Below are 15,929 nucleotides of genomic sequence, written 5' to 3' on the forward strand. Positions count from 1 at the left end.
CCCGGCCGTGGCCGTTCTCAGCTGCAGCCGCTGGTGGAGCCGCAGCCTTCGCAGACGTAGCAGCTCCCCGCCGGGCGCATCTTCGTGCCGCAGGTGAGGCAGAGCGGCGCGTCGGCGGTGCGGCCCTGGCGGCTCTCGATGACCTCCATGGACGAGCGCGCCTCGGTGGACGGAGCCGGTGCGGGCGTCGCCGGACGCGTGATCTCCGCGGACTGCGCCAGCGACTCGTGGTCGACCTCGTCCTCGGCGTGCAGGGCGGCGGGGTCCTCACCGTTGGCCTGCATCGCGCGCTCGCCGGCGGTGAAGATGCCGAGGCCCGCGCGCTCCTCGTAGGGCAGGTGGTCCAGCGCCAGGCGGCGGAAGATGTAGTCCATCACCGAGGTCGCCATGCGGATGTCCGGGTCGTCGGTCATACCGGCCGGCTCGAACCGCATGTTGGTGAACTTCTCCACCCACGTCTCCAGCGGGACGCCGTACTGGAGGCTGATGGAGATCGCCATGGAGAAGGCGTCCATCACGCCGGCGAGCGTGGAGCCCTGCTTGCCGAGCTTGAGGAAGACCTCGCCGACACCGTCGTCCGGGTAGGACGAGGCGGTCATGTACCCCTCGGCGCCCGCGACGGAGAAGCGGGTGACGGTCGCGGGGCGCTGCTTCGGCAGCCGCCTGCGGACCGGACGCGGCGTCGCCGTCTCCGCCGGCTCGGCCTTGGCCGTCTCCTTCTTGCCCGCGACGGACAGCGGCTGGCCGACCTTGCAGTTGTCGCGGTAGATCGCCAGCGCCTTCAGGCCGAGCCGCCAGCCCTCGAAGTACACCTTCTCGATGTCCTCGATGGTGGCCTGCTCCGGCATGTTGACGGTCTTGGAGATCGCGCCGGACAGGAACGGCTGGACGGCCGCCATCATCCGGACGTGCCCCATCGGGCTGATCGCCCGCTCCCCCATCGCGCAGTCGAACACCTCGTAGTGCTCGGGACGCAGCCCGGGAGCGTCCACGACGTGGCCGTGCTCGGAGATGTACTCGACGATCGCCTCGATCCGCTCCTGCTGGTAGCCGAGCTTCTCCAGGGCGCGCGGCACCGTGTGGTTGACGATCTGCATGGACCCGCCGCCGACGAGCTTCTTGAACTTCATCAGCGCGAGGTCCGGCTCGATGCCGGTGGTGTCGCAGTCCATCATCAGGCCGATCGTCCCGGTCGGGGCGAGCAGGCTGGCCTGCGCGTTGCGGTAGCCGTGCTTCTCGCCGGCCTTGAGGCAGTCCGCCCACTGCTTGGCGGCGGCGGCGTGGATCGCCTTGTCCATCGCGTCCAGGGTGCGGATGCCGTCGTTGGCGGCGGCGTGCTTGCGCATGACGCGCTTGTGGCCCTCGGCGTTGCGCGCGTAGCCCTCGTACGGGCCGACGACGCCGGCGATCTCGGCGGAGCGCCGGTAGGCGACGCCCGTCATCAGGGACGTGATCGCCGCCGCGAGGGAACGTCCGCCTTCGGAGTCGTAGGCGTGGCCGGTCGCCATCAGCAGCGCGCCCAGGTTGGCGTAGCCGATGCCCAGCTGCCGGTAGTCGCGGGTCGTCTGCGCGATCTTCTCGGTCGGGAAGTCGGCGAAGGTGATGGAGATGTCCATCGCCGTGATGATCAGCTCGGTGAGCTTCACGAACTTCGCGACGTCGAACGTCCCGGCGCCGATGAGGAACTTCAGCAGGTTGATGCTCGCGAGGTTGCAGGACGAGTTGTCCAGGCTCATGTACTCGGAGCACGGGTTGCTGGCGGTGATGCGCCCGGTCTCCGGGTTGGTGTGCCAGTCGTTGATCGTGTCGTCGTACTGGATGCCGGGGTCGGCGCACTCCCACGCGGCCTTCGCCATCCGCCGGAACAGTTCCTTGGCCTTGACGGTCTCGACGACCTCGCCGGTCATCCGGGCGCGCAGCGCGAACTCGCCGTCCGACTCGACGGCGTGCATGAACTCGTCCGACACCCGGACCGAGTTGTTCGCGTTCTGGTACTGGACGCTGCCGATGTCCCTGCCGCCGAGGTCCATGTCGAACCCGGCGTCGCGCAGCGCGCGGATCTTGTCCTCCTCGCGCGCCTTGGTGTCGATGAACTCCCCGACGTCGGGGTGGTCGACGTCCAGGACGACCATCTTCGCGGCCCGGCGGGTGGCGCCGCCCGACTTGATGGTCCCGGCGGACGCGTCCGCGCCGCGCATGAACGAGACGGGGCCGCTGGCCGTTCCGCCGGAGGAGAGCAGTTCACGGCTGGAGCGGATGCGGGAGAGGTTCAGGCCGGCTCCTGAACCGCCCTTGAAGATGACGCCCTCTTCCTTGTACCAGTCCAGAATCGACTCCATCGTGTCGTCCACCGACAGGATGAAACACGCCGAGACCTGCTGCGGGGACTTCGTGCCGACGTTGAACCAGACGGGAGAGTTGAAGCTGAACAGCTGGTGGACGAGCGCGTACTTCAGTTCGTGGTCGAAGACCTCGGCGTCCTGCTCGGAGGCGAAATAGCCCTGCTTGATCCCGGTGTCCACGTACATCTGGACGACACGGTCGACGAGCTGCTTCAGGCTCCATTCCCGCTGCGGCGTTCCGACCGCCCCGCGGAAGTACTTGGACGTGACGATGTTGACGGCGTTCAGCGACCAGAAGTCGGGGAACTCGACGCCGCGCTGCTCGAAGTTCACCGAGCCGTCGCGCCAGTTGGTCATGACGACGTCACGACGTTCCCAGCGCAGCTCATCGTACGGATGCACGCCGGGCGTGGTGAAAATGCGCTCGACCTTCAGCCCTTTGCGGCTCCCCTTGCCGCGCCGTGCCGCCGAGCCGCTCACCGTCTCCGTCATGACCTTCCCCCTTCTCGGGCCCTCCCGCCGGGCCCTGCTCAGGAACAACCCCGCCGCCGCCCGGGCCATGCCCGCACGGAGACGCCTTTACGTGTGCTGATACGTGCTGACGTGCTTCCGGAACCGTCCCTACCGGGACGGGCCGGGCTCCCCCGAGGAACCGGCCTTCCGCAGTGCTTCGATCTCCTTGGCGAAGTCGTCCAGCGACTCGAAGCTCCGGTAGACCGAGGCGAATCGCAGATAGGCGACCTCATCGAGTTCGCCGAGCGGCCCCAGGATGGCGAGGCCGATCTCGTGCGAGGGGATTTCCGCGGATCCGGACGACCTGATCGCCTCTTCGACCCGCTGCCCCAGCTTCGCGAGCGCATCCTCGTCGACCGGCCGGCCCTGACAGGCCCTGCGCACACCGGCGATGATCTTTTCCCGGGAGAACGGCTCGGTGACCCCGCTGCGCTTGGCCACCATCACGAGCACATTCTCCTGCGTCGTGAATCGCTTGCCGCATTCGGCGCACGACCGGCGACGCCGAATGGCGCCCCCGTCGTCGGTCGAACGGCTGTCGATCACTTTGGTGTCAGGGTTGCGGCAGAACGGGCAGTGCACGTTTCCTCCCCTCCCCTGACGTAAACGAGTTACACCGATGTGAGTGCCATATATAGGGAACTACATCGACGTAACTACTAGATGTTGTGGTCAACCGTACGGCTCGCCGCAGGCGTTCGCAACCTGATCCGGCGCCTCAGGAGCCCCATCCGCCGCGTCCGCGCAGGTCACCTCGCGGCTCCCGATTTTCGCTCCGGGCGTGTCGTCACCGACCGTCCCCGTCCCCCACCTCGCAGTCACAGGATCCCTGGTGAGAGGCCGAACATCAGGGAGGCCGGTGGCGTCTGAGGGGTCATGACCCCTAGGTGCGAACGGTGCGACGGGGCGTTGGTCCCGGTGGTGTACGGCATGCCCGCCGACGACGAGCCCTACCGGCGGCACGAACGTCGCGAGATCTACTTCACCGGCGGGTGCATGGGCGGGCCCGAACCGTGGTGGTGCTGGTCGTGCGAAGCGTTCGCCGACCCGGAGCCGCGGCCTCCACGCACGCTGACCAAGGAGGGCTACCAGCTGTCGCTGCTCGCGGACATGCGCCGCTGGGTTCCGGACGCTCTCCTGGAGCCTCCGGCGCCCTACGACGACCCGCCGGCCCACCTGCTGGAGGAGGCCGGTCAGTGGGACCGCATGGAGTCGCTGAAGATCAAGGACCTGTCGGCGATCCTGGGTGATCCGGTCGGCGGCGGCCCGTCCCGACACCGGTTCACCCTTCCGCTCTGGCCCGGCTTCTGGCTTGAGCACACGACCCTGGACACCGAAACCGCGGGTTACGTCCTCGACCGACGGTTCGTACGCCGGTCGGGCGAGCCGATGCGGTCACCGGGCGAGCTGCGCCCCTGGTCGGTCCTGCTGTCCGAGGCTCAGGCGTTCTTCGGCTGGGAGGAGACCCGGATGCCCAACGCCATCCGGCACGTCGTGCCCTTCCGGCTCGAAGGGCGGCCGATGCAGGCGTGCTTCGTCTACGACCTTCTCCAGCACGTCTCGGAAGCTCCGGAGGAGCAAGGTCCGCACGCGCCGAATCCGTGGCTCAGCCGAGGATGAGCGGGAGCCTCGCGGCGAGGTCGCCCAGTGCGGCTTCCTCCGCGTCGGCCGGCGTGCGGCGCCCGGTTCCGATCAGCAGCGCGTCCCGGTCGGAGAACGAGGCGGGAAACGCGGCCTGAGCGATCTTCTCCAGCGCGGTGCGCGCCGCCGCGAGGGTCTCGGCGGGGGGCTCGGCGGCCGATGGCAGATGCGCGATGAGGTCGAGATGGTGCAGGGTCCATTCGAGCACGTACGCGGACAGGTAGTCGCCGACGGTCAGCACCTCGTCGCGGGTGCCGACGCGGGCCGCGGGATCGGCGAGTCCGGCGGCGCGGCCGGCGGCGGAACCGACGTCGTCCAGGTGGAACTTGAGCAGCCGCGGCTCGCCGTATGCGGCGGCGAGCCGGGGGATCAGCGCGTCCAGGGGGTCCTCGCCGTTCGGGGGTTCGGCGAGGAGTTCCCAGTAGGTGACCGCGTCCACGGTCGGTTCGGCTCCGGCGGGCGTGGCCAGGGTGATCAGGACGTCCTGGGCGTCGATGACCAGATGGCACACCAGGTCCCGCACGAGCCAGCCGGTACAGCCGGACGGCCGTTCGAAGTCTTCGTCCGGTACTTCGGCGACCGCCGCGAGCAACGCCTTCCAAGAACGCGAGAAGAGATCCACTGCCGCACGGTAATGCCAGACCGGAATGACGACCAAACCGCCCCCGGCCCGCACCCTGGCCGGAATCAGCCGGTGGGGAGGCGAAGCTCCTGGCCCGGCTGGACGGTGGGGTCGCCGCCCAGGCCGTTGAGGTCGATGATGCGCTGGACGACCAGGCGGGGGTCCGTGCCGGGGTCGGCGGCGGACGCTATGCCCCAGAGGGTGTCGCCGGGTTCGACGACGACCGTCCTGCCCGGACGTGACGGGGCGTGACGACTGTCGCGGGAGCCGGCGAACGCGCCCGGCCCCACGGTGAGCCAGAGCAACACGAGTGTCACCGTGGCCGCGAAGCCCACCACCACGGCGCGTCCCCGGCGGGTCAGGCGGATCGGAGTGCGGTCACTGTGGGGCGAACCCGGCATCTCTCCCCTCCTCGGCGTCGAATGCATTTTCGATCGAACGCCTGTACGATGTTCTACCAGGGGGCGCCGACAAAAAGCGAGCACATCTTCGAACAATTGTTTGATCATCGGGCCGGGACGCGATAGCGTTCATGACAAGGAGTGACGGATCGAGGCGCCCGGGAGGCGACGAGCGATGAGCAAGGTCCGGGAGCTGCCCGACGGGCCGATGGACGAGACGGGCCTGACCCAGCGGCAACGCATGGTGCTGGAGGTGATCCGCGACTCGGTGCAGCGCCGGGGGTACCCGCCCTCGATGCGCGAGATCGGCGAGGCCGTCGGGCTGACCAGCACCTCCAGCGTGTCGCACCAGCTCCGGGCGCTCCAGCGCAAGGGTTTCCTGCGGCGCGACCCCAACCGGCCGCGCGCCGTCGAGGTGCGGGTACCGGGGGCGACGCCGGTGCGGACCGACGAGGAGGGCTACGAGCCGGCCGGGTCCCAGCCCGCGCCCGCGTACGTGCCGCTGGTCGGGCGGATCGCCGCCGGTGGGCCGATCCTCGCCGAGGAGGCCGTCGAGGACGTGTTCACGCTGCCGAAGCAGCTGGTCGGCGAGGGCACCCACTTCCTGCTGAAGGTCACCGGCGACTCGATGATCGAGGCCGCGATCGCGGACGGTGACTGGGTCGTCGTGCGGCAGCAACCGGTGGCCGAGCAGGGCGACATCGTGGCCGCCATGATCGACGGCGAGGCCACCGTGAAGACCTTCAAGCGCCGCGACGACGGCCACATCTGGCTGATGCCCCAGAACCCCGCCTACGAGCCGATCCCCGGCGACGAGGCGTCGGTGCTGGGACGCGTCGTGGCGGTCCTCCGCAAGATGTGACGCGCGTGTTGAGCGGCCGCCGGCAACGTCCCGGCGGCCGCTTCTCCATGTCCGCCCGAGGTCGCCCCGGCCCCGGGCGGAAGCGGGTTCCGGCCGGGGGTGAGGGGGCGTTCGCTAGCGTTTCGGGACGATGTTGACGATCTTGGGGGCGCGAACGATGATCTTGATGATGTCGGCGCCGCCCAGGGCCTCCTGGATCCTGACCGAGGCCAGGGCCCGGCGCTCCAGTTCCTCGTCGGCGATGCCCGGGGGCACCTCCAGGCGGTCGCGGACCTTGCCCGCCACCTGGACGACGCAGGTCACCGACTCCTCCACCAGCAGGGCGGGGTCGGCGGACGGCCAGCCGGCGCGGATCACCGGTGCGGTGCGTCCCAGCAGCTCCCACGCCTCGTCGGCGGTGTAGGGGGCGAACAGCGACAGCAGGACCGCGATCGTCTCAGCGGCCTCGCGGACGGCGGGGTCGGCGGCGCCGGGGCCGGAGTCGATGGCCTTGCGGGTCGCGGTGACCAGCTCCATGACCCGGGCGATGGCGACGTTGAAGCGCTGCGTCTCGATCAGGGTGGTGGCCTCGTCGACGGTGCGGGCCGTCACGCGGCGCAGGGCCGTGTCACCGGAGGCGACGTCGGCGCCGGGCGCAGAGGTCACCTCGGTGGCGATGCGGTGGACGCGGGACAGGAACTTCGACATGCCGTGGGGGGACACGTCGGCCCAGTCGATGTCGTCCTCGGGCGGGCCGGAGAACAGGATCGCCAGCCGGACGACGTCCACGCCGAACTCACCGATCTGCTCGCCCAGGTCGACGCCGTTGCCCAGCGACTTCGACATCGCCTTGCCCTGGTTGATCACCTGGCCCTGGTTCAGCAGCCGGGTGAACGGCTCGGTGAAGTCGACCATGCCCATGTCATGCAGGACCTTGGTGAAGAACCGGCTGTACAGCAGGTGCAGGATGGCGTGCTCGACGCCGCCCGTGTACTGGTCGATCGGCATCCACCTGCGGACCTGCTCGACATCGAACGGGCCGCCCTCGTAGCCGGGCGAGCAGTAACGGAAGTAGTACCAGGACGAGTCGACGAACGTGTCCATGGTGTCGGTGTCGCGGGTGGCGGCGCCGCCGCACTTGGGGCACTCGACGTTCACCCAGTCGGACGCGGCGGCCAGCGGCGAGGTGCCCTTGGGCGCCAGGTCGGCGCCGCGCAGGCCCTCGGGCAGCGTCACCGGCAGCTGCTCGTCCGGGACCGGGACCTCGCCGCACGCCTCGCAGTGGATGATCGGGATGGGGCAGCCCCAGAACCGCTGGCGGGACACCAGCCAGTCGCGCAGCCGGAAGTTCACCGACGCGCGGCCGGTGCCGCGCTCCGCCAGGATCTCGGTGATGCGGGAGATGCCGTCGGCCTTGGTCAGCCCGTCGATCGGCCCGGAGTTGACGATCGCGCCGTCGCCGGGGGTGGCGACGCCGGTCTCGGCGGGGTCGGGCAGGCCGGTCTCGATGACGACGCGGACCGGCAGGCCGAACTTCAGCGCGAAGTCCAGGTCGCGCTGGTCGTGCGCGGGAACGGCCATGATCGCGCCGTGTCCGTATTCGGCCAGCACGTAGTCGGACGTCCAGACGGGCAGCCGCTCGCCGTTGACCGGGTTGACCGCGTAGCGGCCCAGGAACACGCCGGTCTTCTCACGCTCGGTGGACAGCCGCTCGATCTCGCTCTCCCGGGAGACCTCCTCGCGGTAGGCCTCGAACGCGGCCCGGTGGTCGGGGTGGCAGATCTCCTCGGCCAGCGGGGCGTCGGCGGCGACGACCATGAACGTCGCGCCGTACAGGGTGTCCGGACGGGTGGTGTAGACGGTGACGGGCTCGTCCCGCCCCTCGATGACGAAGTCGACGTCGGCGCCGGTGGAGCGGCCGATCCAGTTGCGCTGCATCAGCAGGACGCGCTCGGGCCACTTGCCCTCCAGCTGCGCCATGTCGTCCAGCAGCCGGTCCGCGTACTCGGTGATCTTGAAGTACCACTGCGTCAGCACGCGCTTCTCGACCAGCGCGCCGCAGCGCTCGCAGTGCCCGCCGACGACCTGCTCGTTGGCCAGGACGGTCTGGTCCTTGGGGCACCAGTTGACGTGGCCCCCCTTGCGGTAGGCCAGGCCCCGCTCGTAGAAGCGCAGGAACAGCCACTGCGTCCACTTGTAGTACTCGGGGTCGGAGGTGTGCAGGCGACGCGTCCAGTCGAAGGACGGCGCGTAGCGGCGGAACGAGGACGCCTGGGTCTCGATGTTGGCGTACGTCCACTCGGCGGGGTGCGAGTCGCGCTTGATGGCGGCGTTCTCGGCGGGCAGGCCGAAGGAGTCCCAGCCGATGGGGTGCAGGACGTTGTAGCCGCGCTGGAACCAGTAGCGCGCGGGCACGTCGCCGATGGCGAACGCTTCGGCGTGCCCCATGTGCAGGTCACCGCTGGGATAGGGGAACATGTCCAGCGCGTAGCGACGCTCCTCGGCGGTGTCCTTCTCGTCCGCCTTGAACGGGTCGAGCTCAGCCCAGCGGGCCTGCCACTTGTCCTGGACCGCCCGTGGATCGTAGTGCTCGTCGCTGCTCACGCTTCTGGCTCCGGTTTCCTGCATGGGGTCGTGGCCGCCCGCCGACATGAAACGGCCCCTCGCACAGGAGGGGCCACCACGCTGACGTCAGATCGTCAACGTGGTCCTTCGAGGAGCAGCCTGGCTGGCATACCTCAAGAGTAGCGCAACCGCAACCCCGCCCGCGGCGACTTAGTGGCCGGACTCCTGGCGGGCCATGGAGACGACGCCCGTCACCTGGACGCGGGTCAGGTCGAGGTCGGCGCCGACGGCGGAGAGGGTCTCCTCCTCCGAGACCGACAGCGGGCCGTCCACGAGCGCGATCTCGGCGGCGGCGCGCAGGATGCTCTCCCGCGCCTCCGGGGCGAGCGCCGAGGCGGCGCGCGCCATCTCGGCGCGGACCTCCTCGAAGGGGCGGCCGAGGTCGGCGTTCAGCGCGGCGTCGTCGTAACCGCCCTCGCCCGCCTGCCGGACCACCCCGACGGCACGGGACCGCGCGGCCGCGTTGGTGTAGTCGCCGGAGCGCAGCACCTGGGCGATGGCCATGCGCAGCAGCATCGCGGGCATCTGGGCGAGCTGCGCGGTGGTCGGCACGCTCAGGACGCCGGGGTTCCAGCGCCCGTGGCAGGTGTCGCACTCGACGAACTCACCGCCCGCCTTCGTCAGCGGGATGACCGGGATGAAGAACAGCGTGAAGAAGTTGCGTCCCTGCCGGCGGCGGTAGTCGCGGTCGCCGCCGCAGGAGGGGCAGTGGAAGATTCCCCTGGTCAGGGTGAAGAACACCACCCGCCAGCCAAAGATGATCAAGACAGTGCGCCCTTTCTCGGTGAGGCGGCACATCGTAGCGGTGCCCCGCGCATCAGGATGCGCGGAACGATTCATACACTCGTCGGTAACTAACCGGCCGGTCACCTTTCCGCGCGAGGAGTGCCATGCTCAACCTGTCCGTGCTGCTGGAGGACGCCGCCCGGGAGACCCCCGATCGCGACGCGGTCGTGTTCGGCGACCTCCGCCTGTCCTACTCGTTCCTCGACTCGGTCGCGAACCAGGTCGCGCACCTGCTGCGCGAGCGCGGCATCAGGCCCGGCGACAAGGTGGCCCTGTCCAGCCCCAACCTCCCGTACTTCCCGATGGTGTACTTCGGGGCGCTCAAGGCGGGCGCGGTCGTCGTCCCGCTGAACGTCCTGCTCAAGAAGCGGGAGATCGCGTACCACCTGGGCGACTCCGACGCGAAGGCGTTCTTCTGCTTCGAGGGGACGCCGGAGCTGCCGCTCGGCGAGACGGGGTACGCCGGGTTCGAGCAGGCGGAGGGGTGCGAGCACTTCTTCCTGCTCCCCGCGAACCCCGCCGCCGCCGAGTCGCCGATCGAAGGGGCCGAGCTGTTCTGGGCGGCGCTCGCCGGCAAGCCGGGCACGTTCGACACGGTGCGGACCGGCCCGGACGACACCGCCGTCATCATCTACACCAGCGGGACGACCGGCCAGCCCAAGGGGGCCGAGCTCACGCACAGCAACCTTCTCGCCAACGCGATGGTGGACGACACGCTCTTCTACCGGACCCTGCACGACACGTCCCTGGTGACGCTCCCCCTGTTCCACATCTTCGGGCAGACGTGCGTGATGAACGTCGGCCTCTACCGGCGTGCGACGCTCGTCATGCAGGCGCGGTTCGACGCGAAGCAGGCCGTCGAGCTGATGGTCAAGGAGAAGGTGAACATCTTCGCGGGCGTCCCGACGATGTACTGGGGGCTGCTGACCGACGACACCTCCGAGGAGGACATCGCGACGATCCGGGAGAACCTGCGCGTCGCGGTGGCGGGCGGGTCGGCGCTGCCGATGGAGGTCCTCAAGGGGATCAAGAAGAAGTTCGACGTGGACGTCCTGGAGGGGTACGGCCTGTCGGAGACGTCGCCGGTGGCCTCGTTCAACCGACCGGACCGGCCGACCAAGCCCGGCTCGATCGGCCTGCCCGTGTGGGGCGTCGAGATGAAGCTGATCGACGGCGACGGGAAGGAGATCGAGGGCGAGGGCCCGGGGGAGATCGCCATCCGCGGCCACAACGTCATGAAGGGCTACTACAACCGGCCCGAGGCGACCGACGCCGCGATCAAGGACGGCTGGTTCCGCACCGGTGACGTGGCCCGCCGCGACGAGGAGGGCTACTACTTCATCATCGACCGGTCCAAGGACATGATCATCCGGGGCGGGTACAACGTGTACCCGCGGGAGCTGGAAGAGGTCCTGATGACCCACCCGGACGTGTCGCTGGCCGCGGTCGTGGGCGTCGCGCACCCCTCCCACGGCGAGGAGGTCAAGGCGTACGTGATCCGGAAGCCGGGTTCCGCCGTCACCGAGGACGAGCTGATCAAGTGGGGCAGGGAGCAGTTCGCCAACTACAAGTACCCGCGGATCGTCGAGTTCCGCGACGAGCTGCCGATGACGGCCACCGGCAAGATCCTCAAGCGCGAGCTGCGCTGACGCGAGTCCCGGGATCTCAGCGCACGCTGAGGTCCCGGGTCCCGAGGACGCGGAGCCGCTTCATCGCCTCGTGCGACGGCGTGCCGGGCGCGACCGTGTACAGGACCACCCGCTGGTCCCGTTCCGGCACGTAGAGAACGTCGCAGTGCAGCTCCAGCTCCCCCACCACCGGGTGCGTCATCCATTTGCGGCTGCCGCGCCTGACCCCGACCTCGCCCTCGTCCCAGAGCCGGGCGAACAGCGGACTGCGGGCGGACACCTCGGCGACCAGCCGGGCGATGCCGGGATCGCCGGGGTAGCGGCCGGACGCGGCCCGCAGGTCGGCCACCGACTCGCGCGCGAGCCGCGCGACGTACCCGTCGGTGTCGTACTGCTCGATCGCCGGGCCGGTGAACAGCCAGCGGACGACGTTGCGCTCGCTCGGCTCCTTCGCGGCGAAGTCGGTCATGAGAGCCGCCGCCATGTCGTTCCAGGCGAGGATGTCGTGGCGGGCGTTCAGGACGTAGGCGGGCGTGTCGTCCAGCCGTTCGAGCAGGTGCAGGATGCCTGGCGGAACGTCCTGTGAAGGCACCTTGGGCGGTTCCGGAGGCTCACCGGCCAGGTGGAAAAGGTGCCCACGCTCGTCATCGGTCAGCCTCAGCGCGCGTGCCAGCGCGCCCAGGATCTGCCTGGACGGGTGAGGGCCGCGTCCCTGTTCCAGCCGGATGTAGTAGTCCACCGACATCCCGGCCAGTTGTGCGATCTCCTCGCGGCGCAGTCCGGGCGTGCGGCGGCGCGTCCCCGCCCGCAGCCCGACGTCCGCGGGCTGGATCCGGGCTCTGCGGGAACGCAGGAACGCCGCCATCTCCTGCCTGTCCATGCCTTACAGCATGTCGGACGTGGGCGGCCGCCGTCACGCGCAGGGTGGTACCGCCGATCCCAGCCTCGGCCGGTCTCTCCTCGCCCGGTCCGCCGCCGAACAGGCTGAGGGCATGACTGCACAGATCGCGCTCATCACAGGAGCCAACAAGGGCATCGGCTTCGAGACGGCACGGATCCTCGGCCGGGACGGGGCGACCGTCCTGATCGGGGCGCGCTCGGCCGATCTCGGGGAGAAGGCCGCGGCGGCACTCGCCGAAGAGGGGATCGACGCCCGTTTCATCCGCCTGGACGTGACCGACCCGGCATCGGTCGAGGCCGCCGCCGACCGGATCGGCGCCGAGCTCGGGCGCCTCGACGTCCTGGTCAACAACGCGGCGATCGCCGGGGCGGACGCGTCCGACCCGGCGACGGCGACCCCGCCGAGCGGCACCTCGCCCGCTCTCGTCCGGACGACGTTCGAGACCAACGTGTTCGGCGTCGTCGCGGTGACCAACGCGATGCTGCCGCTGCTGCGCCGCTCCCCCGCCGGGCGGATCGTCAACGTCTCCAGCGAGCTCGGCTCGCTGACGATGCTGACCGACCCGTCCGTCCCCTTCTACGGGACGAACCTGCTGCCGTACAACGCGTCCAAGTCGGCGCTGAACGCGGTGACCGTCGCCTACGCCAAGGAACTGGCAGACACGGCGATCAAAGTGAACGCGGTGACGCCCGGGTACTGCGCCACCGACCTCAACGGGCACACCGGGTACCGCACCGCGGCGCAGGGCGCGGCGGTGGTCGCGGCCGCGGCCGTGCTCGGCGACGACGGCCCGGCGGGCGCGTTCATCGCCGAGGACGGCCGGGTGCCCTGGTAGACCCGGGCACCCCGCGAGGTCAGATCGTGTAGGGCAGGCGCTTGATCCCCGTGACCGCGGCCTGAAGGCCGCGGTCACGATGCTTGACATGATCTTGGTATATCGTGTCAGGTATGAGCCGAGTGGTGAAGCGGGCGTACAAGTACCGCTTCTACCCGAGCCCCGAGCAGGCGGATCTGCTGAACCGCACGTTCGGGTGCGTGCGCCTGGTGTGGAACAAAGCGCTGGCCGAACGCATCCGCCGCTACACCGACGAAGGCCGATCCACCACGTACGTGGACACCGCGAAGTGGCTCACCGCCTGGAAGCACGACGAGGGCCTGACCTTCCTGCGCGAGGTGTCGAACGTGCCGCTCCAGCAGGCCCTGCGTGCTCAACAGGTCGCGTTCAACAACTTCTTCGCCAAGCGGGCCAAGTACCCGCGGTTCAAGAACCGAAAGAAGTCGCGCAGGTCGGCGACGTTCGCAAGTAATGCCTTCGCCTTCGGCGATGGGCGGCTGACGCTGGCGAAGATGTCCGATCCGCTGGCGATCCGCTGGCACCGCCCGCTCCCCGAGGGCGCCCGGCCGTCCACGATCACCGTCTCCTGCGACCCGGTCGGACGCTGGTTCGTGTCCATCCTGGTGGAGGACACCATCACCCCGCTGCCGGCGACCGACGCGACCGTGGGCATCGACGCCGGACTGGATCACCTGGTCACCTTGTCCACCGGGGAGAAGGTGACCAACCCGCGTCACGAACGCGCCGACCGCCGCAAGCTGGCCAAAGCCTCCAAAGATTTGTCGCGCAAGGCGAAAGGATCGGCGAATAGAGACAGGGCCCGTCGGCGGGTCGCCAAGATCCATGCGCGGATCGCCGACCGGCGTCGAGATCACCTGCACAAGCTGTCCACGAGGCTGGTTCGCGAAAACCAAGCCCTGGCCATCGAGGACCTGACCGTCCGCAACCTGCTCGCCAACCATGCCCTGGCCCGCGCCATAGGTGACGCGGCATGGAGCGAGTTGCGGAACATGCTGGAGTACAAGACCGGCTGGTACGGGCGCGAACTACTGCTGGTGGACCGATGGTTCCCATCCTCGAAACTGTGCTCCACACGCGGGTGCGCCCACATGAACGAGAAGATGCCGCTGAACGTGCGGTCCTGGACGTGCCCGCAGTGCGGCGCCGTCCACGACCGCGATGTCAACGCGGCCCGCAACATCCTCGCGGCGGGGCTCGCCGAGAGGTAAACGCCTGCGGAGGACCGGTAAGACCGGCCCCGGAGTCTTCCGGGAAGGCACAGTCCGATGAACCAGGAACACCGACCCGCGAGGGAAGAAAACCCTCCCGTCAGGGAGGGGTCAAGGCCACGAAGTTGGACTCCAGCAAAATCAAATCCGGGTCCACGCCTCCTTGAGGACCGAACGGAGGATCTGCTCGATCTCGTCGAAATGCCCCTGGTCGCAGATGAGCGGCGGCGCCAGCTGGACGACCGGGTCGCCGCGGTCGTCGGCGCGGCAGTACAGGCCCGCCTCGTAGAGCGCCTTGTCGAGGAATCCGCGCAGCAGCCGCTCGGACTCCTCGTCGTCGAACGTCTCGCGCGTGTCCTGGTCCTTCACGAGCTCGATGCCGTAGAAGAAGCCGTCGCCGCGGACGTCGCCGACGATCGGCAGGTCCCGGAGGCGCTCCAGCGTGCCGCGGAAGGCGTCCTGGTTGCGCAGGACATGGCCGTTCAGGTCCTCGCGCTCGAACAGGTCGAGGTTCGCCAGGGCCACCGCCGCCGACACCGGATGCCCGCCGAAGGTGTAGCCGTGCGCGAACATCTCCGTGCCGTGCCTGAACGGCTCGAAGAGGCGGTCGGCGGCCAGCATGCCGCCGAGCGGCGCGTATCCCGAGGTCACCCCCTTGGCGAAGGTGATGATGTCGGGCGTGTAGCCGAACTTCTGCGCGCCGAACATCGGGCCGAGGCGGCCGAACGCGCAGATGACCTCGTCCGACACCAGCAGGACGTCGTGCCGGTCGCAGATCTCGCGGACGCGCTGGAAGTAGCCGGGCGGCGGCGGGAAGCACCCGCCCGCGTTCTGCACCGGCTCCAGGAACACGGCGGCGACGGTGTCCGGGCCTTCGAACTCGATGGCCTCCTCGATCCGGCCGGCGGCCCACCGGCCGAACGCCTCCGGGTCGTCGCGGTGCTCGGCGGCCCGGTAGATGTTGGTGTTCGGCACCCGGAACGCGCTCGGCACCAGCGGCTCGTACGGGGCCTTCAGCTCGGGCAGGCCGGTGATGGACAGCGCGCCGTGCGGGGTGCCGTGGTACGCGACGGCCCTGCTGATCACCTTGTGCTTGGCGGGCTTCCCGGTCAGCTTGAAGTAGTGCTTGGCGAGCTTCCACGCGCTCTCGACGGCTTCGCCGCCGCCGGAGGTGAAGAACACGCGGTTCAGGTCGCCGGGGGCGAGGGCGGCGAGCCGCTCGGCCAGCTCGACCGCCGTCGGGTGCGCGTACGACCACAGCGGAAAGAAGCCCAGCTCGGCGGCCTGTTTGGCGGCGGCCTGGGCCAGTTCCTCGCGCCCGTGCCCGGCCTGGACGGTGAACAGCCCGGACAGCCCGTCCAGGTAGCGCCGGCCCGCGGAGTCGTAGATGTAGGGCCCCTCGCCCCGGACGATCACCGGGATCTCGGCGCCGTCCTGGGACGCCGAGTGGCGCGCGAAGTGCATCCACAGATGGTCGCGCGCCGCCCTCTGCATCGCGTCGTGCCGCTGGCTGGTCACGTCCGGCTCCGTCATCACGTTTCCCTCATTGCGATCGATCCAGTTGT

General features: G+C 69.5%; 12 protein-coding genes and 1 pseudogene. 5 read left to right on the forward strand and 8 right to left on the reverse strand.

Annotation, left to right across the window (positions count from 1 at the left end; translation table 11 throughout):
• Positions 1-17: 17 nt before the first annotated feature.
• Together ACQPXG_RS33190 and nrdR are read right to left on the reverse strand one after the other, a co-directional pair.
• Positions 18-2,834, reverse strand: a complete 2,817-nt coding sequence (locus ACQPXG_RS33190) for a vitamin B12-dependent ribonucleotide reductase (RefSeq protein ID WP_433463085.1) — start codon at positions 2,832-2,834, stop codon at positions 18-20.
• 129 nt (positions 2,835-2,963) lie between these two features.
• On the reverse strand, positions 2,964-3,437 hold the full coding sequence (nrdR, locus tag ACQPXG_RS33195) for a transcriptional regulator NrdR (protein WP_067636063.1): 474 nt from the start codon (positions 3,435-3,437) through the stop codon (positions 2,964-2,966).
• 348 nt (positions 3,438-3,785) lie between these two features.
• Between nrdR and ACQPXG_RS33200 the strand changes: the two genes are divergently transcribed.
• The gene (locus ACQPXG_RS33200) at positions 3,786-4,475 is read left to right on the forward strand and encodes a hypothetical protein (RefSeq protein ID WP_433463086.1); all 690 of its coding nucleotides are present in this window, start codon (positions 3,786-3,788) and stop codon (positions 4,473-4,475) included.
• Here the strand turns inward: ACQPXG_RS33200 and ACQPXG_RS33205 are convergent.
• Complete coding sequence (locus ACQPXG_RS33205) at positions 4,462-5,118, reverse strand: maleylpyruvate isomerase N-terminal domain-containing protein (protein WP_433463087.1); 657 nt, start codon at positions 5,116-5,118, stop codon at positions 4,462-4,464. The two genes, ACQPXG_RS33200 and ACQPXG_RS33205, sit on opposite strands and share 14 nt — an antisense overlap.
• Positions 5,119-5,183: 65 nt before the next feature.
• The gene (locus tag ACQPXG_RS33210; protein WP_433463088.1) at positions 5,184-5,519 is read right to left on the reverse strand and encodes a LysM peptidoglycan-binding domain-containing protein; all 336 of its coding nucleotides are present in this window, start codon (positions 5,517-5,519) and stop codon (positions 5,184-5,186) included.
• Positions 5,520-5,694: 175 nt separating this feature from the next.
• On the opposite strand from ACQPXG_RS33210, the gene lexA reads away from it, so the two are divergent.
• A complete protein-coding gene (gene lexA, locus ACQPXG_RS33215) occupies positions 5,695-6,381 on the forward strand; it encodes a transcriptional repressor LexA (protein ID WP_433463089.1) in 687 nt (228 codons plus the stop codon).
• A gap of 114 nt (positions 6,382-6,495) precedes the next feature.
• Here lexA and leuS read toward each other — a convergent pair whose 3' ends face one another.
• Both leuS and ACQPXG_RS33225 read right to left on the reverse strand, forming a co-directional pair.
• The gene (leuS, locus tag ACQPXG_RS33220; protein ID WP_433463090.1) at positions 6,496-8,964 is read right to left on the reverse strand and encodes a leucine--tRNA ligase; all 2,469 of its coding nucleotides are present in this window, start codon (positions 8,962-8,964) and stop codon (positions 6,496-6,498) included.
• Between the two features lie 171 nt (positions 8,965-9,135).
• Positions 9,136-9,750 (reverse strand): hypothetical protein, encoded by a 615-nt coding sequence (locus ACQPXG_RS33225; RefSeq protein WP_433463091.1) that lies wholly within the window; start codon positions 9,748-9,750, stop codon positions 9,136-9,138.
• Between the two features lie 125 nt (positions 9,751-9,875).
• Here ACQPXG_RS33225 and ACQPXG_RS33230 point away from each other — a divergent pair, with 125 nt between their 5' ends.
• Positions 9,876-11,420 (forward strand): long-chain-fatty-acid--CoA ligase, encoded by a 1,545-nt coding sequence (locus ACQPXG_RS33230; protein ID WP_433463092.1) that lies wholly within the window; start codon positions 9,876-9,878, stop codon positions 11,418-11,420.
• Positions 11,421-11,436: 16 nt separating this feature from the next.
• Here the strand turns inward: ACQPXG_RS33230 and ACQPXG_RS33235 are convergent, their stop codons facing one another.
• The gene (locus tag ACQPXG_RS33235; RefSeq protein WP_433463093.1) at positions 11,437-12,279 is read right to left on the reverse strand and encodes a helix-turn-helix transcriptional regulator; all 843 of its coding nucleotides are present in this window, start codon (positions 12,277-12,279) and stop codon (positions 11,437-11,439) included.
• Between the two features lie 112 nt (positions 12,280-12,391).
• Here ACQPXG_RS33235 and ACQPXG_RS33240 point away from each other — a divergent pair, with 112 nt between their 5' ends.
• Together ACQPXG_RS33240 and ACQPXG_RS33245 are read left to right on the forward strand one after the other, a co-directional pair.
• The gene (locus ACQPXG_RS33240; RefSeq protein WP_433463094.1) at positions 12,392-13,135 is read left to right on the forward strand and encodes an SDR family NAD(P)-dependent oxidoreductase; all 744 of its coding nucleotides are present in this window, start codon (positions 12,392-12,394) and stop codon (positions 13,133-13,135) included.
• Between the two features lie 113 nt (positions 13,136-13,248).
• Positions 13,249-14,531: pseudogene (locus tag ACQPXG_RS33245) on the forward strand (RNA-guided endonuclease InsQ/TnpB family protein).
• Here the strand turns inward: ACQPXG_RS33245 and ACQPXG_RS33250 are convergent.
• The gene (locus ACQPXG_RS33250; protein WP_433463095.1) at positions 14,506-15,897 is read right to left on the reverse strand and encodes an aspartate aminotransferase family protein; all 1,392 of its coding nucleotides are present in this window, start codon (positions 15,895-15,897) and stop codon (positions 14,506-14,508) included. The pseudogene ACQPXG_RS33245 and the gene ACQPXG_RS33250 overlap by 26 nt on opposite strands.
• Positions 15,898-15,929: the final 32 nt, after the last annotated feature.

Origin of the sequence: Spirillospora sp. CA-128828, assembly GCF_050945415.1 — a bacterium.
GTDB lineage: Bacteria > Actinomycetota > Actinomycetes > Streptosporangiales > Streptosporangiaceae > Spirillospora.